17 protein-coding genes and 1 riboswitch are annotated in these 21273 nt (G+C 72.0%); of the genes, 15 read left to right on the forward strand and 2 right to left on the reverse strand.

Annotated features, from left to right (window positions below; genetic code table 11):
• Nucleotides 1-19: 19 nt before the first annotated feature.
• Together AMK33_RS29805 and AMK33_RS29810 are read right to left on the reverse strand one after the other, a co-directional pair.
• Complete coding sequence (locus tag AMK33_RS29805; protein ID WP_073936085.1) at nt 20-823, reverse strand: hypothetical protein; 804 nt, start codon at nt 821-823, stop codon at nt 20-22.
• Nucleotides 824-844: 21 nt separating this feature from the next.
• Nucleotides 845-1324, reverse strand: coding sequence for a hypothetical protein (locus AMK33_RS29810; RefSeq protein WP_073936086.1), 480 nt, complete (start codon nt 1322-1324; stop codon nt 845-847).
• A gap of 200 nt (nt 1325-1524) precedes the next feature.
• Between AMK33_RS29810 and AMK33_RS29815 the strand changes: the two genes are divergently transcribed.
• The 15 genes from AMK33_RS29815 to AMK33_RS29885 all read left to right on the forward strand — a co-directional run bounded on the left by AMK33_RS29815 (nt 1525) and on the right by AMK33_RS29885 (nt 21205).
• A complete protein-coding gene (locus AMK33_RS29815; protein WP_073936172.1) occupies nt 1525-3624 on the forward strand; it encodes an N-6 DNA methylase in 2100 nt (699 codons plus the stop codon).
• Between the two features lie 160 nt (nt 3625-3784).
• Nucleotides 3785-4438 (forward strand): hypothetical protein, encoded by a 654-nt coding sequence (locus AMK33_RS29820; RefSeq protein ID WP_073936087.1) that lies wholly within the window; start codon nt 3785-3787, stop codon nt 4436-4438.
• A gap of 38 nt (nt 4439-4476) precedes the next feature.
• A complete protein-coding gene (locus tag AMK33_RS29825) occupies nt 4477-5973 on the forward strand; it encodes a serine/threonine-protein kinase (protein ID WP_268817388.1) in 1497 nt (498 codons plus the stop codon).
• Between the two features lie 181 nt (nt 5974-6154).
• A complete protein-coding gene (locus AMK33_RS29830) occupies nt 6155-6802 on the forward strand; it encodes a SurA N-terminal domain-containing protein (RefSeq protein ID WP_073936089.1) in 648 nt (215 codons plus the stop codon).
• A 70-nt stretch (nt 6803-6872) separates the two neighbouring features.
• On the forward strand, nt 6873-7862 hold the full coding sequence (locus AMK33_RS29835; protein WP_073936090.1) for a nucleoside triphosphate pyrophosphohydrolase: 990 nt from the start codon (nt 6873-6875) through the stop codon (nt 7860-7862).
• 42 nt (nt 7863-7904) lie between these two features.
• Nucleotides 7905-10154, forward strand: coding sequence for a sel1 repeat family protein (locus AMK33_RS29840; protein ID WP_143203874.1), 2250 nt, complete (start codon nt 7905-7907; stop codon nt 10152-10154).
• Nucleotides 10151-11425, forward strand: coding sequence for a cytochrome P450 family protein (locus AMK33_RS29845; protein WP_073936092.1), 1275 nt, complete (start codon nt 10151-10153; stop codon nt 11423-11425). Before AMK33_RS29840 ends, AMK33_RS29845 begins: the two co-directional genes overlap by 4 nt.
• 203 nt (nt 11426-11628) lie before the next feature.
• Nucleotides 11629-12687 (forward strand): LysM peptidoglycan-binding domain-containing protein, encoded by a 1059-nt coding sequence (locus AMK33_RS29850; protein WP_073936093.1) that lies wholly within the window; start codon nt 11629-11631, stop codon nt 12685-12687.
• A 205-nt stretch (nt 12688-12892) separates the two neighbouring features.
• A riboswitch (cyclic di-AMP (ydaO/yuaA leader) is annotated at nt 12893-13061 on the forward strand.
• Nucleotides 13062-13064: 3 nt separating this feature from the next.
• Entirely contained in the window at nt 13065-13799 is a 735-nt protein-coding gene (locus AMK33_RS29855) for a transglycosylase family protein (protein WP_073936094.1), read from the forward strand.
• A 233-nt stretch (nt 13800-14032) separates the two neighbouring features.
• Nucleotides 14033-15313, forward strand: coding sequence for a phosphopyruvate hydratase (gene eno / locus AMK33_RS29860; protein ID WP_107425254.1), 1281 nt, complete (start codon nt 14033-14035; stop codon nt 15311-15313).
• 102 nt (nt 15314-15415) lie between these two features.
• Nucleotides 15416-15895, forward strand: coding sequence for an FtsB family cell division protein (locus AMK33_RS29865; RefSeq protein WP_073936096.1), 480 nt, complete (start codon nt 15416-15418; stop codon nt 15893-15895).
• A 29-nt stretch (nt 15896-15924) separates the two neighbouring features.
• Complete coding sequence (locus tag AMK33_RS29870) at nt 15925-16458, forward strand: DUF501 domain-containing protein (RefSeq protein ID WP_073936097.1); 534 nt, start codon at nt 15925-15927, stop codon at nt 16456-16458.
• Nucleotides 16455-17420 (forward strand): Ppx/GppA phosphatase family protein, encoded by a 966-nt coding sequence (locus tag AMK33_RS29875; protein ID WP_073936098.1) that lies wholly within the window; start codon nt 16455-16457, stop codon nt 17418-17420. Before AMK33_RS29870 ends, AMK33_RS29875 begins: the two co-directional genes overlap by 4 nt.
• A gap of 443 nt (nt 17421-17863) precedes the next feature.
• Nucleotides 17864-19249 carry an NAD(P)/FAD-dependent oxidoreductase gene (locus AMK33_RS29880; protein ID WP_073936099.1) on the forward strand — a complete coding sequence of 462 codons (1386 nt, stop codon included), beginning with the start codon at nt 17864-17866 and terminating at the stop codon, nt 19247-19249.
• A gap of 657 nt (nt 19250-19906) precedes the next feature.
• On the forward strand, nt 19907-21205 hold the full coding sequence (locus tag AMK33_RS29885) for an SAM-dependent methyltransferase (RefSeq protein WP_073936173.1): 1299 nt from the start codon (nt 19907-19909) through the stop codon (nt 21203-21205).
• Nucleotides 21206-21273: the final 68 nt, after the last annotated feature.

Genomic DNA, 21273 nt, shown 5'->3' on the forward strand with positions numbered 1-21273 from the left:
GGCGTCGCCGCCGGGCGGGTCAGCTCAGGGAGTCGATGTCCAGGACGTCGCCGGCGGGCTTCTCCACCGGGACCGGCTCGTCGTAGTCGCTGAAGGAGAGGGAGCCCGGGTCGGTGGGGGACGTACTGTCGAGCCGCAGCAGGTAGGGCTCGCCCTCGGTGGCGACGTACAGCGTGAAGCGGTCGTCGCCGTCCTGCGCCTCCAGCGTGATCGCGGGCGTGCCGTCGACCGTCGTCGTCCTGCCGCGCGTCGCCCTCCCGTCGCCGTCCTCCGCGCCGCCGAGGGCCTGGTCGAGGTCGCAGAAGCCCGTGAGGTCCCCCGCGTCGGAGCCCTCGGCGGACGTCTTCATCCACTTCCCGGCCAGCAGCGCCACGGCCGCGTCCACGTCCTCCTCGGGTTCCTCCTTGCTCTGGGCCCGCAGGAACTTCTCGTCATACTTCATGTAGACGGTGTCGCCGGCCTTGATCAGCTCGGCCTCGCCCTGGCCGTCCAGCCCCATCGTGCCGGCGCAGTCGCCCCGCTTGTTCAGGGCCATGTCGATGTGGACGGTGCCGCCACCGCTGTCATCGGGGACGTCACCCGTCATCCGCAGGGACGAGGCCCCGGCCGTGGCCTTGAAGGCCTTCTCGGCGATCTCGCCGCCGGTCAGTCCGGCGAAGGGCTCCTCCTTCGGTTCCTGGGAGCGCTTCTCCTTCTCCGCCGTCTTCCGCTCGGCCGAATCGCGTGATGTGCCGGTGTCCGCCTTGTCCTCTCCGCCGCAGCCGGTGAGACCGGCGGCGGCCACGGCGGCCAGGCAGAGGGCGGCTAACGTGGTGCGACGCATGGTGGATTCCCTTCGGGAGTTCTAGAAGTTGCCGTTGCCGATGATCTCGCCGTCGGCGTCGTAGACGGTGACGAGGCCGTTGTCGCTCTGCTTCCAGTCGGCGAACGCGGAGGCGATGAGCTTGGCGGGGCCCGTGCCCTCGCCCATGATCCCGCCGGTGAAGTCGGTGTAGACGTCGGCGGCGTCGAGGATGTCGTTCTGCTCGTCCGCGCCCTGGACCTTGGTGATGTGCGAGACGGCGTCCTTCTCCTGCGGCGTCCCGTTCTTCTGCACGAACGCCTTGAACTGCTCGGCCTGGGACGCCTTCTCGGTGCCCTTGTCCTCGGCGGGCTTCGCGTCCGACTTGCCGTCCGACTTCGTACCGCCGGACTGCTGCTCCGCGGACGCCGAGGTGCCCTTGTCGCCGGAACCGCCGTCCGAGTCACCGGAGTTCGCCGAGGCGACACCGATGACGACGATCCCCACGACGGCGCCCAGCGCGATCTTGCTCTTCATGCCCATGACTGTGTCCCTCCCGACGTGGCCACCGCCGCCTGCCGACGGTCGCTCGTTCGCGGGGTCAATAAGAACAGATGCTGTGAACCGAGTCAACAACGTTCACGGTGACGAATGCGTATACGCATGTGAAACATGAATCTTGCGCGCGTCGGTATGCTCGTCGCCACACACGGAGCAGAGGGAAACAGGGCGGGGTGCCGGGCATGCAGGACAACGCGACAGAAGTGACCGCCGCCGGGATCGCGCGACTGGCCGGTGTCGGCCGCGCCGCCGTCAGCAACTGGCGCCGGCGGCACACCGACTTCCCCCGGCCCGTCGGCGGCACCGAGACCAGCCCCTCGTTCGCGCTGGCCGAGGTCGAGGGCTGGCTGCGCAGTCACAGCAAGCTCGCCGAGGTCCCGCTGCGGGAACGCGTCTGGCAGCAGCTCGCCGGCCACCCCGCCGGACCGGTCACCGCCCTCACCCACGCGGGCTGCGTCCTGCTGCTGATCCACGACCGCTCCCCGGTCTGGCTCGAGGTGAGCTCCGGCTCCGACGAGCGACTCGTCGCGCTGCTGCCCGAAGCGCTGGAGCAGGTGCTCACACCACGGCTCGGCGACGCGAACGGCTCACGTGTGAACACCGCGGGCACTGTTCACAACCCCGCCACTCCCGCCGCCTCGGCCGCCCGGAATGCCCTCGAACCCCCCATCGCCCCACACCTGCTCCCCTCCGCCCCCCTCCTCCGCGCCGTCGCCGAACTCGCCGCCGAACTCGGCGCCCGGCACACCTTCGAGTTCCTGCTCGGCCGGTACCTCGACGCCAACCCGCGCCAGTACACGCCCACCCCCGCCGACCTCGCCGCTCTCATGGCCGGCCTGGCCGGCACCGCCCGCACCGTCCTCGACCCGGCCTGCGGCACCGGCGCCCTGCTGCGCTCCGCCGGCAGCGGTCCCGGCCGGCGGCTGTACGGCCAGGACAGCGCCCCCGAACTCGCCGCCCTCACCGCGCTCCGCCTCGCCCTGCACACCCGCGCCCCCGCGCACGCCGCCGCCGGCGACACCCTGCGCGCCGACGCCCACCCCGGGCTGCGGGCCGACGCCGTCCTGTGCCACCCGCCGTTCAACGAGCGCAACTGGGGGCACGACGAACTCGCCTACGACCCGCGCTGGGAGTACGGCTTCCCGGCCCGCACCGAGTCCGAGCTGGCCTGGGTGCAGCACGCGCTCGCCCGGCTGCGGGACGGCGGCATCGCGGTGCTGCTGATGCCGCCCGCCGCCGCGTCCCGCCGCTCCGGGCGCCGGATCAGGGCCGACCTGCTGCGCCGGGGCGCGCTGCGCGCCGTCGTCGCACTCCCTGCCGGCGCCGCGCCCCCGTACAACATCCCGCTGCACCTGTGGGTGCTGCGACGGCCCGAACAGGCGCCGACGCGTCCTGAGGTGCTGCTCGCCGACGCCGGGCGGTTCGCCGGCGAGGGGCGCGGCGGGCCCGACTGGCCGGGGGTGCGGGAGACGGTCCTCGACGCCTGGCACGCCTTCGACCGGACCGGCCGGCTCGACGAACGGCCCGGACTGGCCCGCTCCGTACCCGTCATCGAACTCCTCGACGACGACGTCGACCTCGCCCCGGCCCGCCACCTCCCGCCCCCGGCCGCCACGGACGGCGCCGGCCGGCTCACCGACGTACGCGAACGGTTCGGCGAGACGCTGCGCCTGGCCGCGGGCCTCGCCCCGCCGCCCGTCGACCCCGCGCCGCCCGCCACCGGGCGCCCGCCCCTGACCACCGTCGGCGAACTCGCGCGCGGGGGCGCCCTGGTGATGCGTACGGGCGGAAACGGCGGTCACGCGCGCGTGCCCGTCCTCACCGACCACGACGTACTCTCCGGAACCGGCCCCTCCGGCACACTCCCGGAGAGCGACGAGGAGGCGGTGCTCACCGAACCCGGCGACGTCGTCGTGCCCGTGCTCGGCGGGGGCGCCGTCGCGCGGGTGGTCGACGACGCGACCGCCGGGGCCGCCCTGGGCCGCAACCTCGTGCTGCTGCGCCCCGATCCGGAGGTGCTCGACGCGTGGTTCCTCGCCGGGTTCCTGCGCGGCACCGCCAACCACCGCCAGGCCAGCAGCTACGCGTCCACCGCCACCCGGCTCGACGTGCGCCGGCTGCAACTGCCCCGGCTCGCACCGGCCGAGCAGCGGCGCTACGGCGCCCGCTTCCGGGCCCTGGACGAGTTCGAGCGGGCGCTCAGACAGGCGGGCCGGCTCGGCGAGCAGCTCGTCCGCGGGATGTACGACGGCCTGACCGACGGGACGATCGCCCCCGACTGAACCCCTGGTCGGACCCCGGCCGAGCCCCGACCGGGACATCGGCGCGCTTCCGGAACGCCCCGGTACGACAACGGTTCGGTACATCCCGGGACCGGTTGTCGCCGTCGGCCTATACGCTCGGACTCCGAGTTCCATCGGCTACACCTGTCCAGGAGCAGTCATGTACGGCCACGGCGTGGCGCCGCCCCCACCCAGCGCGGCAATGGTCATCACGCAGCGCGTGCTGTACGCCGCCGCCGGCGTCCTGTGCTGCGGACTGCTGGCGTGCGTTCCGCTGTTCCGGGTCGCGTTCCTGCGGGGACGGCCGCTCGACTGGGCGGCGGCCTGGGTGAGCATCCCGCTGTCGATAGCCTGCCTGGCGGTGGTCGGTTCGCTGCCGGAGACGGATTACCGGACCGACGTGGCCCTGGCCGCCGTCCTGATCCTCGGCGCGATCTCGGCCGCGTACTACCTGACCGTGGACATCCGCCTGCACCGGCGGCCGCACCCGTACGCGGGTCAGATGCCGCCGTCGCCCCACGCCACGACGGTGCACGGCCCGGCAGGTGTCCACACCCCCTACGGCTACCCGCAGCAGGGCTCGCCGTACGCGCCCACGCCGGTGCCGCAGCCCCAGGCCCCCCACACCCCGATACCGCACACCCCGGCGCCCCCCACCCCCGTACCGCCGCCGCAGTCGTCGCAGCCGCCGCAGCACCCCGCACCGCCGGCCCGGATCGACCAGGTCCGCGCGGAGCTGGACGAACTCAGCGACTACCTGCGCCGCCAGGACGGCAATCCCGGACAGCACGGCAACCACGAGGGCGGAAGGTGAGCGTGACGACGGGACGTGTCGTCGCCGGCCGTTACGAACTGTCCACGCTCATCGGACAGGGCGGCATGGGACAGGTCTGGACGGCCTACGACAAACGGCTGGACCGGCGCGTGGCGGTGAAGCTGCTGCGCCCGGACAAGGTGGCCGGGCAGGAGGCCGACGAACTGCGCCGCCGCTTCGTGCGCGAGTGCCGGGTGACCGCACAGGTCGACCACCCCGGCCTGGTCACCGTGCACGACGCGGGCAGCGAGGGCGAGGAGCTGTTCCTCGTCATGCAGTACGTCGACGGCGCCGACCTCGGCGACCACCTCGCCGAACACGACCCGTACCCGTGGCAGTGGACGGTCGCGGTGGCCGCGCAGCTGTGCGCCGTGCTGAGCGCCGTGCACGCCGTGCCGATCGTCCACCGCGACCTCAAGCCGCGCAACGTGATGGTGAAGCAGGACGGCACCGTCACCGTGCTCGACCTCGGTGTCGCCTCCGTCATGGACAGCGACACCACGCGCCTGACGCACACCGGTTCGCCCATCGGCTCGCCCGCCTACATGGCGCCCGAGCAGGCGATGGGCGGCGCGGTCGGCCCGTACACGGACCTGTACGCGCTCGGGGTGCTGATGCACGAGCTGCTCAGCGGCGACGTGCCGTTCGCGGGCTCCACGGCGCTCGGGGTGCTGCACCGGCACCTGTACGAGCCGCCGGTGCCCGTGCGCCGGATCCGCCCGGAGGTCCCCGAGGCCCTGGAGACCCTGGTGCTGCGGCTGCTCGCCAAGGATCCGCAGCACCGCCCGGACTCCGCGCAGGAGGTCTACGAACACCTGGCGCAGCTCCTCCCCGCGCGGGGAACGCCCACCGGCGCGCCCCTGGACCCCACCCGCCCCTTCCTGCGCCCGCACGCCCCCTGGCCGGACCGCGCCCGCACCCCCGCGCCCCAGCCGGCCCCCGCCGCGCCGCCCGCGCCCGCGGCGGAGAAGGCCGACGTCGCCGCCGCCGTGGACGAGGTGAAACGGCTGCTCGGCGAGGGCCGCATCACCCAGGCCGTCGACATCCTCGGCTCGATCCTGCCCATCGCCGCCGACCAGCACGGTGAGCACTCCCCGGTCGTACGCACCCTGCGCAAGCAGTACGCGGCCACGCTCCTGGACGACGGCCAGTACCGGCGCGCCCTGCCCGAACTGCGCCGCCTCGCCGACGAACGCGCCGCCGAGGCCGGCCAGGCCGACCCGCAGTCCCTGCGCTACCGCTACGAGGCCGCCCAGTGCCTGGAGCAGCTCGGCGAACCCGCGGCGGCGCTCGCCGAGTACCGGGCGCTGCTGGCGTACTACGAGAACCAGTACGTGGCCGCCGGCGACCCGCAGCTCGCCCACGACGTCCGCCGCCGCATCGGCCATCTGCTGCTCGCCCTGGGCGACCGGGCCGCCGCGCACGACACCCTGGTGCGGCTGCTGCACGACGTGGAGCGCGTGCAGGGACCGGGGCACCCGCTGGCCGCCGACATCCGGCGGACGCTGCAGTGGCTGGGACAGGTGCGCGGATAGCGGGACAGTGGCCGCCGGGACGGCGGGACGGCGGGCCGCTGCGCCGTACGGGGCGGGCGCCGGTGCCGGAAGTCCTCGTGAATCGTTGGTCGAATGGGTTGGCCAGAGCTTGGCCGATGCCTACCATCGATCACCGCAAGACTTTGTGCACCGCCGCACAAGCTCTCCTCAGGAGGTCTCCTTGCACCGCCGCCGTCGCACCGCGCTCCTCCTCACCGCCGCGATCGCCGCAGCGGCGCCCCTGCTCACCGCCTGCGGGAACGACGCGCACCCCGGTGCGGCAGCCGTCGTCGGCGGCGAGCGGATCACCGTGTCGCAGCTGGAGAACCGGGTCGACGAGGTCCGCGCGGCCCAGCGGGCGGCCGTACCGGACGACGCCCAGTACCAGCAGGCCATCGCCCGCACCGGCAGCCTCACCCGCGACACCCTGCACGGCATGGTCCTGGACCGGGTGCTGGAGCGCGCCGCACAGGACGCCGGCGTGACGGTCACGGGCCGCGAGGTCCAGCGGATGCGGTCCGATCTGGAGCAGCAGGCCGGCGGCGCCGAGGCGCTGGAGGCGGCCTGGCTGCAGCAGTACGGCATCCCGCCGCAGCGCCTCGACGCCAACCTCCGCCTCCAGATCCAGGCGCAGAAGCTCGCCCAGCAGCTCGGCACCGACACCAGCCGGCCCGAGTTCTGGCAGGCGCTGTCCGAGGCGGGCGAGAAGCTCGACGTCGACCTCAACCCGCGCTACGGCGACTGGGACGTCGAGAAGAGCAGCCGGGTCGACGCCAGGACGCCGTGGGTACGGGACGTCACGGCGACCGGGATGCCGCAGACGCTCTGACCCGCCGCCTGTGGACAACCGGCCTGTGGACGACTCGGGGGCTGTCGGCGGGGTGGGCTAGTTTCGCAGTGTGAACGCAATCAGCCCCGCACCGGACTCCGGGACCGCCCCCGGCCGAGTCGTCCTGCTCACCACCAGCCACCGTGTCGCGCCCGGCCTGCTGTCCTGGCCGGCCTGGCAGGCCCTGCACGCGGCCGACAGGGTGCTGTGCGCGGACGGCGCCCACCCGCAGCTGCCGTATCTGCGGGAGGCGGGGATACCGGTCGAGGAGGCGGCGCCGACCGCCGAGGAGATCGTCGACGCCTGTGCCGGCGGGCGGACGGTGGTGGTCGTCGCCATCGGCGAGGGCGAGCCCGCCCTGACCGACGGACTGGCCCGGCTGGCCGGGACCGGCAGGGTGCGGATGCCCGAGCTGGAGCTGCTGCCCGCCTCCTACGACCTGCCGGGCGCCCGGCTGCTCGACCTCGTGCAGGTCATGGACCGCATCCGCGCGGAGTGCCCGTGGTCGTCGCGGCAGACCCACAAGGGCCTGGCGAAGTACGGCATCGAGGAGGCGTACGAACTCGTCGAGGCCATCGAGGAGGGCGACCGGGACGAGCTGCGCGAGGAGCTGGGGGACGTGCTGCTCCAGGTCGTCTTCCACGCGCGGATAGCGGAGGAGGACCCGGACGCCCCCTTCTCGGTCGACGACGTGGCCGGCGGGATCGTCGCCAAGCTCATCCACCGCCACCCGCACGTCTTCGGCGACGAGACGGCCGAGACCCCCGAGGACGTCAAGGAACACTGGCTGCGCACGAAGGCGATCGAGAAGCGGCGCGAGTCCGTGACCGACGGCATCCCCCTCGGCCAGCCCGCCCTCGCCCTCACCGCGAAGCTGGCGTCCCGCGTCCGCACCGCCGACCTCTCCGTCCCCCTCCCCACGGGCGAGGGCATCGGCTATGAACTGCTCACCCTGGCGGTCCGCGCGGAGGCGGCGGGAGTGGATCCGGAGGCGGCACTGAGAGTCGCCGCCCGGGCCTACCGGGCTGCTGTACGTGCGACTGAGGGGCTCGGCGGTTAGTACCGTTGTCCCCACGGGCGGTGCGAGACGCGGGGGGCTTGCGTGGAGCAGGAGTTGGAGCGGCTGATCGAGAAGTTCCTGAGGATGCCGGTCGCCCGACGAGAATCCCTGCTGCCCGGGTACTGGAGGGAACCCGACTCCGTGCGCAGCCATCTGCGCGCCCTGCAGAAGGACAACCCCGACGTGTACCGGGAGATCGCCGCCCAGGTACGGGCGTCCTCCATGCGGGCCTGGAGGACCAGCCGCAAGTTCGAGTCCGAACCGCCCCCCTTGTTGGCGCCTTCACCCACGCGTGCGCCTGTGCGTCCACCCGCACGCGCTCCTCTGCCCCGGCCCGCACCCGCACCCCAACCCCCGCCCCCGCCCCCGGCCGTCGTCCGAACGGCCGGGGACCACGTCGACTTCCGCGAGGCCACCTTCCACGACCGCGTCATCGGCGTGCAGCACAACCACTACGGACCCGCCCCCACCTCGGCCGAATGGCGGCCCGTCCGCCACGTGGATCCGCTGGAGTTCGGTGTACGCCCCACCCGCCACGCGGGCGGACTGCCGGACGTGCCGCCGTACGTTCCGCGTGACTGCGACGACGACCTGCGCTCCGAGCTCGCCCGCAGCGGCCTGGTGCTGGTCCTGGGGGAGCGGTACGTGGGCAAGTCGTACACGGCGTGGCGGGGAGTGCGGTCGTTGCCAGGTCACCGGCTCTACGCCCCGGCCCTCCGTGAGGACTTACGTCCTCTGCTCGCCGCGCTGCAGGGACGACCCGGCGACTACGTCCTCTGGCTGGACGAGCTGACCGACCACCTCGGCGCGGGTTCCGGCGGTCTCGACCCGCAGCTGCTGGGACGGCTCACCGCGCTCGGTGTGGTCGTGCTCGGCACGATGAGCCCGGACGAGTACTACCGGCGCCGGGCCGGCACCGCCCCCTGCGACCGGGTCGTCGCCGTGGCCCGCACGGTGGAGCTGGCCCGCGAATGGAGCGAGGCCGAACTGGAACGGCTCGCGGGGCTCGACGACCCGCGCGCGTACTCCGCCTACCTGTGGAGCGGGCGGGAAGGCGCGGCCTCGTACTTCGCGATCGGACACCTGCTGTTCGACGAGTGGCGGCGCGCCGGCACGCGACTGGAGCATCCGCGGGGCCGGTTGCTGGTGCGTGCGGCGGTGGACCTCGCCCGGTGCGGGGTCAGGGGCCCGGTGCCGGCCGGGCTGCTGAGGTCGGTCCAGGAACAGTACGGGGCGGAGGACCGCGAGTCGTTCGAGGACGCGCTCGCCTGGGCGACGACCCCGTTGTTCGGAGTGTCGGGACTGCTGGTGCAGGGCGACGAGCCGGACACCTGGCGGGCGTACGGGGCTCTGGTCGCGGAGGCGCTGCGGTCGGGCGGCGACCTGGAGCCGGTGCCGGACGCGGTGTGGTGGACCTTGCTGGACGCGGCGGAGGGAGGGGCTCCCCTGGACCGGGGCGCCGTGCTCGACGCGGCACGCGTCGCGTTGCAGGCGCGCCTCGAAGCGGACGACGCGGACGTGCTGTACGCCTTCGCCGATCGCGTGGGCGGCCCCGAACGCGACGAACTGCTCCGCCGGGCGGCCGATGCCGGGCACCTGCGGGCGGCCGAGGAGTGGGCGGCGCACCTGCTGCACCACGAAGGGGACGAGAAGGGGGCGCTGCGGTACCTGGAGGCCGCGGCGGAGCGGGGCAGCGCCGACGCCGCCCGCGAGGCGGGCCGGCTGCACCTCGGCCGGGCGGAGAAGTGGCTGGAGCGGGCGAGGGGCGCGGAAGCGGCACACCTGCTCGGGGATCTGCTGCTCCTGCGGGGCGACTACGAGGCGGCGCACAACGCGTACCTGGACGCGGAGAAGGCGGGACACGCGGCGGTCGCCCGGAGCTCGGCCATGTATCACCTGCTGATGAACGCACCCGGCAAGGCGAGAGTGTGGCTGACCCGTGCGGTGACGGCGGGCGACGAGAGTGCCGGGGAACTCCTCAGCGGGCTGGAGTCGGAGGTGGACGACCTTGCGGACTACTTCGCTCCCAGCCCCGCCTTCCCGCTGGACTACGCCCACTACGGCACCCTGGCCGAAGCGCAGGGACGCAAGGACGAGGCCCGGAAGCTGTACGAGGAGGGCCACGCGGCCAAAGACCCCTACGCCGCCTACCGTCTGGGCGCCCTCCTCGACGGGCAGGGCCGGCCGGCCGAGGCGCGGGACTGGTACCGCAAGGCCGCCGAGCTGGGCCACCCGGCCGCCCGGAAGGCCCTCGGCGCCACCCCCGACCCGCCCGCTACCGTCGAGGAGTGACCAACCACCCCTCCCCCTCCACCCCCACTCCCGAACTCTTCACCTGGGAGTTCGCCGCCGATCCCTACCCCGCCTACGCCTGGCTGCGTGAGCATGAGCCCGTGCGCAGGACCCGGCTGCCCAGCGGGGTGGAGGCCTGGCTGGTCACGCGGTACGCCGATGCCAAGCAGACGCTCGCCGACAACCGGCTGTCCAAGAACCCCGCGCACCACGACGAGCCCGCGCACGCCAAGGGCAAGACCGGTATCCCCGGGGAGCGCCAGGCGGAGCTGATGACGCATCTGCTGAACATCGACCCGCCGGACCACACCCGGCTGCGCCGGCTGGTCAGCAAGGCGTTCACCCCGCGCCGGGTCGCCGAGTTCGCGCCCCGCGTGCAGGAGCTCACCGACGGGCTCATCGACCGGTTCGCGGACAGCGGCTCCGCCGACCTCATCCACGAGTTCGCCTTCCCCCTCCCCATCTACGCCATCTGCGACCTGCTCGGCGTCCCGCGCGAGGACCAGGACGACTTCCGGGACTGGGCGGGCATGATGATCCGACACGGCGGGGGCCCGCGCGGTGGGGTCGCCCGGTCCGTGAAGAAGATGCGCGGCTACCTCGCCGAGCTGATCCACCGCAAGCGCGAGGTGCTCCCCGCCGAACCCGCCCCCGGCGAGGACCTCATCTCCGGCCTCATCCGCGCCTCCGACCACGGTGAGCACCTCACCGAGAACGAGGCCGCCGCCATGGCGTTCATCCTGCTGTTCGCCGGTTTCGAGACCACCGTCAACCTGATCGGCAACGGCACCTACGCCCTGCTCACCCACCCCGACCAGCGTGAGCGCCTGCAGCGGGCCCTCGCCGCCGGGGAGCGCGGGCTGCTGGAGACCGGTGTCGAGGAGCTCCTGCGGTACGACGGTCCCGTGGAGCTCGCCACCTGGCGGTTCGCCACCGAGCCGGTCACCATCGGCGGGCAGCGCATCGCGGCCGGCGACCCCGTCCTCGTCGTGCTCGCCGCCGCGGACCGGGACCCGGAGCGGTTCGCCGACCCGGACGTGCTCGACCTCGGCCGGCGCGACAACCAGCATCTGGGATACGGCCACGGCATCCACTACTGCCTGGGCGCCCCGCTGGCCCGCCTGGAGGGCCAGACCGCGCTCGCCACCCTGCTGACGCGCCTGCCGGACCTGCGGCTCGCGGCGGAACCGGCCGAACTCCGCTGGCGGGGCGGGCTCATCATGCGCGGACTGCGCACGCTCCCGGTGGAGTTCACCCCTCCGCGGAAGTGACGGACCGGGTCGCCGTCCGCTGTGCCCCCGAGCGGACCAGCGCAAACATGACACGCGCTCAACTCTGTGATCTTCACGTGATCTGCGCGGCATGAACTTGTGACAAGTGATCGTCTGCGGATACGTTCACCCATCAAGTGCGGTGCATCGGTTCGGTTTCCGTTCGCCGCGCCGGTCATTGCTGTCTTGCGAAAGGTCTCCGCATGCTCTCCGGGAACGGTCGGCACCGCCGCCCCCGCCAGGCTCCGGCTCTCCTCGTCGCGGCCGGGGTGACCGGCTCCGCCATCGCGATCCCGCTCCTCGGGGCCGGCAGCGCCAGCGCGGCCGACGGCACGACCTGGGACCGGGTCGCCGAGTGCGAGTCCGGCGGCTCATGGAGCCAGAACACCGGCAACGGCTACTACGGCGGCCTGCAGTTGACCCAGGACGACTGGGAGAACTACGGCGGACTGGACTACGCGACCAGCCCCGACCAGGCCAGCCGCGGCCAGCAGATAGCCGTGGCCGAGAGAATCCTCGCCGACCAGGGGGTCGGCGCGTGGCGCACCTGCGGACTGACGGCGGGCCTGAACCAGGACTCGGCGTCGGCCGACATCGACACGGGCGTGGCGGAGGACTCGACCTCGGACACGTCCGGCTCCTCCAACTCTTCCAAATCATCCGACTCTTCCGATTCCACCGACTCTTCGGACTCGTCCGGATCGTCGGACTCCGGTGATTCGTCCGCTTCGTCCTCACCGTCGGCCACGTCCGACCCGTCGTCCGACGCGGAAGGGTCGGAGGACGACGAGGGAACAGCCGGTGAATCGGCCAAGTCCGACAAGTCGAGCGACTCGGACACGGATTCGGACACCGGCTCCGACGATGGATCCGGCACCTCCCCCTCCGCCTCGGCCACCCCCAAGAGCGACGAGTCGGACAAGTCCGGGCAGACCACCGGTTCTTCCGAAGTCACCGACACCGAAGGCACCGGCACCGGGCGCCACCGCGGCGCCACCGCCGAGGAGGGTGAGGCGGAGGACCGTACGTCGGAATCGTCCGGCCGGCATGCCTCGCGCGGCACCGACGCCTCGCGCGATGCCGCCGACGGCTCGTACACCGTGCGCACCGGCGACAGCCTCTCGTCCATCGCCGACTCCCTTGAGCTGGGCGGCGGATGGCGGTCGCTCTACGCCGAGAACGAGCAGGTCGTCGGCGTCGACCCGGACCTCATCCTGCCGGGTCAGGAGCTCGAGGTCGGGGTCGAACCGGACGAGAAGTGACGCCCGAAAAGGCCTGGACGAGGCGACAGTTGACGTCATGTTTCGCGGCGAATGTCCGATTTAAAGACTGTGAGAGATAGGTCTCAGAGGCCCTGATCGTCTTTGAAATTCCGCGGATCGCGTGTCTACGGTCGTGACCGCTCGCCACCGCGGGCCCCGGCTGCCGCCACGCCGAATCCTGCCAGTGGCAGCACGGGAACAGTCGTCGCGTCATGCGCCGTAGGCAGGAGCGGGGGACCCAAGGTAAGCGCCCCATCCGGTGGTTGACACCGGATCGGGCTTGGGGTGAAGCCGCGTCCCGTGAGGGGCGTGGCCGGGCAACTCAACCGGCCCGAACCCGACAGCTCACCTCGCAGGCGTCGGTGAGGGGATCCACCATGCTGTTTTCCGGCAAGGGCAAGCACCGTCGTCCGTCCAAGGCCACCCGCGCGATCGCCGTCGCCGGTGTCGCCTCCGCCGCCGTCGCCGCCCCGCTGATGGCGGCCGGCAGCGCCTCCGCCGCCACCGCCTCCGAGTGGGACACCGTCGCCCAGTGCGAGTCCGGCGGCAACTGGTCCATCAACACCGGCAACGGTTACTACGGCGGCCTGCAGTTCTCCGCCTCCACCTGGGCCGCGTACGGCGGCACGCAGTACGCCTCCACCGCCGACCAGGCCAGCAAGGCGCAGCAGATCGAGATCGCCGAGAAGGTCCTCGCGGGCCAGGGCAAGGGCGCCTGGCCGGTCTGCGGCACGGGCCTGTCCAACGCCGCCTACACCGGCTCCTCCGCGAACGACTCGGGCTCCTCGCAGGGCACCGGTTCCACCGAGACCCGTGAGACCGAGCAGAAGGCCTCCCGCTCCGCCGAGCGCCCGGCCGCCGAGCAGAAGGCCGAGAAGCAGGTCGAGCAGAAGACCGAGAAGAAGGCCGAGGAGAAGACCGTCACCACCCCGACCGGCGAGAAGGTCGAGAAGGGCGACGGCGAGTACAAGGTCGTCAAGGGCGACACCCTCAGCTCCATCGCCGCCGAGCACGACGTCGAGGGCGGCTGGGCCGAGCTGTTCGAGCTGAACGACGACATCGTCGACGACGCCGACCTCATCTACCCGGGCCAGCAGCTGCACCTCAAGTAAGCGGCTGCCCCCTGCTCCCCGCCCCGGTGCGTTTTCCCCCGTACGCGCCGGGGCGGGGTTTTTCACGGCCGGGTTTCCGGAAACCGCTTTGTTCCGTTCGGAAACAATTTACTCTCGGTTCTGTCCACGGGGCGGGCGACCGGCGGCCCGATCGCCCCGAGCCGGTTAGGCTCGGACTCGCAAGACCCTTCGGGGTCCTGCTCACCCGCGTCACATCCAAGAAGGAGATGCTCGTGCCGTCCATCGACGTCGTCGTAGCCCGGGAAATCCTGGACTCCCGAGGCAACCCCACGGTCGAGGTCGAGGTCGGCCTCGACGACGGCAGCACGGGTCGTGCCGCCGTCCCGTCCGGCGCCTCCACCGGCGCCTTCGAGGCCATCGAACTCCGTGACGGCGATGCCAACCGTTACCTGGGCAAGGGTGTCGAGAAGGCCGTCCTGGCCGTCATCGAGCAGATCGGCCCGGAGCTCGTCGGCTACGACGCCACCGAGCAGCGCCTGATCGACCAGGCGATGTTCGACCTGGACGCCACCGACAACAAGGGCTCGCTCGGCGCCAACGCCATCCTCGGCGTCTCGCTCGCCGTCGCCCACGCCGCCTCCGAGGCCAGCGACCTCCCGCTCTTCCGCTACCTGGGCGGCCCCAACGCGCACCTGCTGCCGGTGCCGATGATGAACATCCTGAACGGCGGCTCGCACGCCGACTCCAACGTGGACATCCAGGAGTTCATGATCGCCCCGATCGGCGCGGAGTCCTTCTCCGAGGCCCTGCGCTGGGGCACCGAGGTCTACCACACGCTCAAGAAGGTCCTGAAGAGCAAGGGCCTGGCCACCGGCCTCGGCGACGAGGGCGGCTTCGCCCCGAACCTCGGCTCCAACCGTGAGGCCCTCGACCTCATCCTCGAGGCCATCAAGGAGGCCGGCTACACCCCCGGCGAGCAGATCGCCCTCGCGCTCGACGTCGCCGCGTCCGAGTTCTACAAGGACGGCTCCTACACCTTCGAGGGCAAGACCCGCTCGGCCGCCGAGATGACCGAGTACTACGCCGAGCTCGTCGACGCTTACCCGCTGGTCTCCATCGAGGACCCGCTGTTCGAGGACGACTGGGAGGGCTGGAAGACCATCACCGCCAAGCTCGGTGACAAGGTCCAGCTCGTCGGCGACGACCTGTTCGTCACCAACCCCGAGCGCCTCGCCCGCGGCATCGAGGAGAGCGCCGCCAACGCCCTGCTGGTCAAGGTCAACCAGATCGGCTCGCTGACCGAGACCCTGGACGCCGTCGAGCTGGCCCAGCGCAACGGCTTCAAGTGCATGATGTCCCACCGCTCCGGCGAGACCGAGGACGTCACCATCGCCGACCTGGCCGTCGCCACCAACTGCGGCCAGATCAAGACCGGCGCCCCGGCCCGCTCCGAGCGCGTCGCCAAGTACAACCAGCTCCTGCGCATCGAGGAGATCCTCGACGACGCGGCGGTGTACGCCGGCCGCTCGGCCTTCCCCCGCTTCAAGGGCTGACCTGGCCCCGTAAGAGGCAGCGTCGTACGTACGTCCCCGTACCCGGTCCCGTACCGTGTGCGGGGACGTACGCGCGTATGACGGTGAACGAGAGGCGGGAACATGGCGGTCAAGGACCGGGACCGTTTCTCCACCGCGACCAGGATCCGGCTGATCGGTGAGCAGACCGCGGCCCGGGTCTACCGCTCGCAGACCAAACGCCAGGCCCGCCGCTCCCGGCTGACCGGCCGGGCCGCGCTGCTCGCCCTGGTGGTCTGCTCCCTGATCGTCGCCCTCGCCTATCCCATGCGGCAGTACGTCTCCCAGCGCGCGGACATCGCCGACCTCCAGCAGGAGCAGGACGAGGCCCGCCAGCGGGTCGAACGGCTGCGCGACATGAAGGCCCGCTGGCAGGACGACGCGTACGCCGAGCAGGAGATCCGCAGGCGGCTGCATTACGTCCTGCCCGGCGAGACCGGCTACATCGTCATCGACCCGGGTACGGCGAAGCAGTCCCGTACGGATCTCGAAGCCGCCGACCGCCCCTGGTACGCGAACGTCTGGGACGGCGTCGACAAGGCCGACGCCGCCGCAGACCAGTGACCCTTTGCAGAAAGCCGTAGAAGGACAGTATGGAAACGCCCCCGCCCACGACCCCGCGCACCGAGCCCACCGACGCGGACGTCGAGGCCTTCAAGCAGCAGCTCGGGCGGCCCCCGCGCGGGCTGCGCGCCATCGCGCACCGCTGCCCCTGCGGACAGCCGGACGTCGTGGAGACCGCGCCGAGGCTGCCCGACGGCACCCCCTTCCCGACGCTCTACTACCTCACCTGCCCGAAGGCGAACTCCGCGATCGGGACGCTGGAGGCGAACGGCGTGATGAAGGAGATGACGGAGCGGCTGGCCACCGACCCGGTGCTGGCGGCCGCGTACCGCGCGGCGCACGAGGACTACATCCGGCGCCGCGACGAGATCGAGGAGCTCAAGAACTTCCCCAGCGCGGGCGGCATGCCGGACCGGGTGAAGTGCCTGCACGTGCTGGTCGCCCACTCGCTGGCCGCGGGCCCCGGCGTCAACCCGCTGGGCGACGAGGCGCTGGCGATGCTGCCTCAGTGGTGGCGCAAGGGCGCCTGCGTGACGCTCCCCGCGAAGGAGGACGGCCAGTGACCCGGGTCGCCGCCATCGACTGCGGTACGAACTCCATCCGGCTGCTGGTGGCCGACGCGACCGTGTCCGATAGCGCCTCCGGCGCGGGGGCGGCGGCCGAACTGACGGACCTGGACCGCCGTATGACGATCGTACGGCTCGGCCAGGGCGTCGACCGTACGGGCCGGCTGGCGCCCGAGGCGCTGGAGCGGACGTTCGCCGCCTGCCGCGAGTACGCGGAGATCATCAAGGAGCACGGGGCGGAGCACCTGCGCTTCGTCGCCACCTCCGCCTCCCGCGACGCCGAGAACCGCGACGCGTTCGTGCGCGGGGTGGTGGACATCCTGGGCGTGGAGCCCGAGGTCATCACCGGTGACCAGGAGGCCGAGTTCTCCTTCACCGGGGCCACCAGGGAGCTGACGGGCCGGACCGATCTGCGCCGCCCCTTCCTGGTCGTGGACATCGGCGGCGGCTCGACCGAGTTCGTCGTGGGCGACGACCACGTGCGCGCCGCCCGCTCCGTGGACGTCGGCTGCGTACGGATGACCGAGCGGCACCTGGTGCGGGACGGGGTCGTGACGGACCCGCCGACCGAGGAGCAGATCGCGGCCATACGGGCCGACATCGAGGCCGCCCTCGACCGTGCCGAGGAGACGGTCCCGCTGCGCGAGGCGCACACCCTGGTCGGCCTGGCCGGCTCGGTCACGACCGTGTCGGCGATCGCCCAGGACCTTCCCGAGTACGACTCCGAGGCCATCCACCACTCCCGCGTCTCCCGCGACCGCGTCCGCGAGATCACCGAGTGGCTGCTGCGCTCCACCCACGCCGAGCGCGCGGCGGTGCCCTCCATGCACCCGGGCCGGGTCGACGTGATCGGCGCCGGGGCCCTGGTCCTCCTGGCGGTCATGGAGCGGATCGGTGCGGAGGAGGTCGTGGTGTCGGAGCACGACATCCTCGACGGCATCGCCTGGTCCGTGGCCTAGCTCTCCTTCGCTACTGATCAGTAGCACTCCGCTGAGCAGTCGGGATAGCGTTTGAGCGGCGCTCGGGGGGCTCTTTCGGGCCCCTCGGCGAGGCCCCGCCGGGAAAGTTCGTGAAGTTCTTCACAAGGAATTGGCCCCGGGAGAACGAAGAACTGATCCCGGTTGACCCATTCGGGCCCTCAACACCCCTTTGAACACGTTCAGAAGGTGAGGGCGGGTGTCCCGTCAGGGGTCATCGTACGGGCTCGGCGGCCGGCCTCACAGCGCCGCCCGGTCGGCAGAGAGGCAGCTCACGCGGCATTGACAACGTCCCGTGCGGGGTGCTGGTTCCGGCTTCGCGCTGTGATTTGGATCAAGAAGTGCGGGATGGTAACACAGGCCCTGTCGAAGCTTGTGAAGGGGCGCACGAGGTACCCCCCTGAGGCGGGTGGATACTCGATGGCATGAGCACCACGGAGCGTCCCAGGATCCTCGTAGTAGGCGGTGGGTACGTAGGCCTGTACGCAGCTCGGCGCATCCAGAAGAAGATGCGTTACGGCGAGGCGACCGTCACCGTCGTCGACCCGCGGTCGTACATGACCTACCAGCCCTTCCTCCCCGAAGCCGCCGCCGGCAGCATCTCCCCCCGGCACGTCGTCGTCCCGCTGCGACGCGTGCTTCCCAAGGCGGAGGTCCTCACCGGCCGGGTCACCACCATCGACCAGGACCGCAAGGTCGCCACGATCGCCCCGCTGGTCGGCGAGGCGTACGAGCTGCCCTTCGACTACCTGGTGATCGCGCTCGGCGCGGTCTCCCGCACCTTCCCGATCCCCGGCCTCGCCGAGCAGGGCATCGGCATGAAGGGCATCGAGGAGGCCATCGGCCTGCGCAACCACGTCCTCGAGCAGCTCGACAAGGCCGACTCCACCACGGACGAGGAGATCCGGCGCAAGGCGCTCACCTTCGTCTTCGTGGGCGGCGGCTTCGCCGGCGCGGAGACCATCGGCGAGGTCGAGGACATGGCCCGCGACGCCGCCAAGTACTACAAGAACGTGTCCCGTGAGGACATGCGCTTCGTCCTCGTCGACGCCGCCGACAAGATCCTCCCCGAGGTGGGTCCCAAGCTCGGCAAGTACGGCAAGGAGCACCTCGAGGGCCGCGGCGTCGAGGTCTACCTGTCCACGTCGATGGACTCCTGCGTCGACGGCCACGTCGTGCTGAAGAACGGCCTCGAGGTCGACTCCAACACGATCGTGTGGACGGCGGGCGTCAAGCCGAACCCGGCGCTGTCCCGCTTCGGCCTGCCGCTGGGTCCGCGCGGCCACGTCGACACCGAGCCGACGCTCCAGGTCAAGGGCACCGACTACATCTGGGCCGCGGGCGACAACGCCCAGGTTCCGGACCTCGTGGGCCGCAAGGCCGGCAACGAGAACGCCTGGTGCCCGCCGAACGCCCAGCACGCGCTGCGCCAGGCCAAGGTCCTCGGCGACAACGTGGTCTCCGGCATGCGGGGCTTCCCGCAGAAGGAGTACAGCCACGCCAACAAGGGCGCGGTGGCGGGTCTCGGCCTGCACAAGGGCGTGGCGATGATCGTCATGGGCAAGATGAAGATCAAGCTCAAGGGCCGGCTCGCCTGGTACATGCACCGTGGCTACCACGGCATGGCGATGCCGACCTGGAACCGCAAGATCCGCGTCTTCGCCGACTGGACCCTCGGCATGTTCCTCAAGCGTGAGGTCGTGTCCCTGGGCGCGATCGAGTCGCCGCGCGACGAGTTCTACGAGGCCGCGAAGCCGGCGCCGGCGGCCGCCAAGCAGGAACCGAAGAAGACCGAGGCCAAGGCTTCCTGACCTCCGGTCACTGAATTGCCCGAAGGGGCCGCCTGCCATCCGTGGTGCGGGCGGCCCCTTCGGCGTTCCCGAGGGGCCGACGGGGCCCGCCCGTCCGACTCGGTGGGTTGAAAGGTCACCCTCTGGGGTTTCGCCCCAGGCCCCGGTTCCGGCCCGCCCGCCCGTCCGACTCGGTGGGTTGAAAAGCGCCCCTGGGGCTCCGCCCCAGACCCCGGTTCCGGCCCGCCCGACTCGGTAGGCGAAAGCTTGCCCCAGGACCCTGCTCCCGGCCCCACCCGGGGCTTCGCCCCAGACCTCACCGGGGCCCCGCCCCGGCCCCACGGGCCCCGCCCGGGTCCCAGGGAGCAACCCCGTCGGGGTGCGTTCTCGGCTCCCGAGTCGGGTGGTGGGTGGGCGAAGGGCGAAGGGCGGGGGTCCAGGGGGCGGAGTCCCTGGCGGGGTTTAGGGGGCGGAGCCCAGCAATACCCCCAACCCACCGAGCCGGGCCGACGGATGGGCCGGACCCGGGGGCGAAGGGACGGAGCCCACAAGGCCCGCTCCCGCGCGTGCGATCCAGCGTTTTGCCCAGAGATGACGCGCGCCGGGGACTGCGGACCCGCCCTCAAGTGTTTACGTAAGGAGGACATTCCGGGATTCCCCGTCACGGAGGTGTACGCCATGCCAGACGCCGCCTCGCGGCTGAAAGGCCACGTCGAACAGCTGATCAACGCCCCCCTCCCCGTCCGCGTCCGCGCCTGGGACGGCTCACAGGCCGGCCCCCCGGACGCCCCCACCCTGGTCGTACGCAACCGCCGGGCCCTGCGCCACCTGCTCCGCAAGCCGGGCGAACTCGGCCTCGCCCGCGCCTGGGTGGCCGGCGACCTCGCCGTCGAGGGCGACCTCTACACCGCCCTCGACCGGCTCGCCGGCCTCGTCTGGGAGCGCGGTGAGGACGCCCGTACCCTCGTCCAGGCCCTGCGCGACCCCGCCTTCCGCTCCGCCGCCCGCGGACTGATCGCCCTCGCCGGCCCCCCGCTGCCGCCCGCCCCGCCCCGCGAGGAGGCCCGCCGCCCCCGCCGCGGCCTGCACACCAAGCACAGCGACCGGCGCGCCATCAGCCACCACTACGACGTCGGCAACGACTTCTACGAGATCGTCCTCGGCCCGTCCATGGTGTACTCCTGCGCCTACTGGCCCGCCCCGCCCCCGCGAGGCACCCTCGAACAGGCCCAGCACGACAAACTCGAACTCGTCGCCCGCAAACTCGCCTTGGAACCAGGTCAGCGCCTGCTGGACGTCGGCTGCGGCTGGGGGGCCATGGCCATCCACGCCGCCCGCGACCACGGCGTGGACGTCGTCGGCGTCACCCTCTCCCACGAACAGGCCGCCTACGCCCGTAAGCGCGTCGCCGACGAGGGCATGACCGACCGCGTCGAGATCCGCGTACAGGACTACCGGGACGTCACGGACGGCCCGTACGACGCGATCTCCTCCATCGGCATGGCCGAACACGTCGGATCCGAGCGCTACCTGGAGTACGCCACCGCCCTGCACCGCCTCCTCAAGCCGGGCGGACGGCTGCTGAACCACCAGATCGCGCGCCGCCCGCAGCGGGACGAGACGTCGTACCGGGTGGACTCCTTCATCGACGCCTACGTCTTCCCCGACGGCGAACTCGCCCCGCTGGGCACCACGGTGTCCCTGCTGGAACGTTCCGGTTTCGAGGTGCGCGACGTCGAGTCGATCCGCGAGCACTACGCGCTCACCCTGCGCCGCTGGGTGGCGAACCTGGAGGCCGACTGGGCCCGCGCGGTGTCGCTCGCCGGTCCGGGACGGGCCCGCGTCTGGCTGCTGTACATGGCCGCGTCCGCCCTCGCCTTCGAACGCAACCGCATCGGCGTCAACCAGGTCCTCGCCGTCAGGACCCCCGAGTCCGGCGCCTCCGCCCTCCCCCTGCGCACCCGCACCTGGAACTGATCCGCACACGACGAAGGGCCCCGCTCCACCACCGGAACGGGGCCCGCGTCACAGCCGTGGCCGTGGCT

Origin of the sequence: Streptomyces sp. CB02400 (genome assembly GCF_001905725.1) — a bacterium.
In the GTDB taxonomy this organism is placed as follows: domain Bacteria; phylum Actinomycetota; class Actinomycetes; order Streptomycetales; family Streptomycetaceae; genus Streptomyces; species Streptomyces atrovirens.

What these genes read in the sequence shown, in the direction of transcription:
- AMK33_RS29880 (WP_073936099.1), top strand. Translation starts at nt 17,864, where the DNA reads ATGAGCACCACGGAGCGTCCCAGGATCCTCGTAGTAGGCGGTGGGTAC.
- AMK33_RS29855 (WP_073936094.1), top strand. Translation starts at nt 13,065, where the DNA reads ATGCTGTTTTCCGGCAAGGGCAAGCACCGTCGTCCGTCCAAGGCCACC.
- AMK33_RS29870 (WP_073936097.1), top strand. Translation starts at nt 15,925, where the DNA reads ATGGAAACGCCCCCGCCCACGACCCCGCGCACCGAGCCCACCGACGCG.
- AMK33_RS29810 (WP_073936086.1), bottom strand. Translation starts at nt 1,324, where the DNA reads ATGGGCATGAAGAGCAAGATCGCGCTGGGCGCCGTCGTGGGGATCGTC.
- AMK33_RS29820 (WP_073936087.1), top strand. Translation starts at nt 3,785, where the DNA reads ATGTACGGCCACGGCGTGGCGCCGCCCCCACCCAGCGCGGCAATGGTC.
- AMK33_RS29850 (WP_073936093.1), top strand. Translation starts at nt 11,629, where the DNA reads ATGCTCTCCGGGAACGGTCGGCACCGCCGCCCCCGCCAGGCTCCGGCT.
- AMK33_RS29805 (WP_073936085.1), bottom strand. Translation starts at nt 823, where the DNA reads ATGCGTCGCACCACGTTAGCCGCCCTCTGCCTGGCCGCCGTGGCCGCC.
- AMK33_RS29815 (WP_073936172.1), top strand. Translation starts at nt 1,525, where the DNA reads ATGCAGGACAACGCGACAGAAGTGACCGCCGCCGGGATCGCGCGACTG.
- AMK33_RS29885 (WP_073936173.1), top strand. Translation starts at nt 19,907, where the DNA reads ATGCCAGACGCCGCCTCGCGGCTGAAAGGCCACGTCGAACAGCTGATC.
- AMK33_RS29865 (WP_073936096.1), top strand. Translation starts at nt 15,416, where the DNA reads ATGGCGGTCAAGGACCGGGACCGTTTCTCCACCGCGACCAGGATCCGG.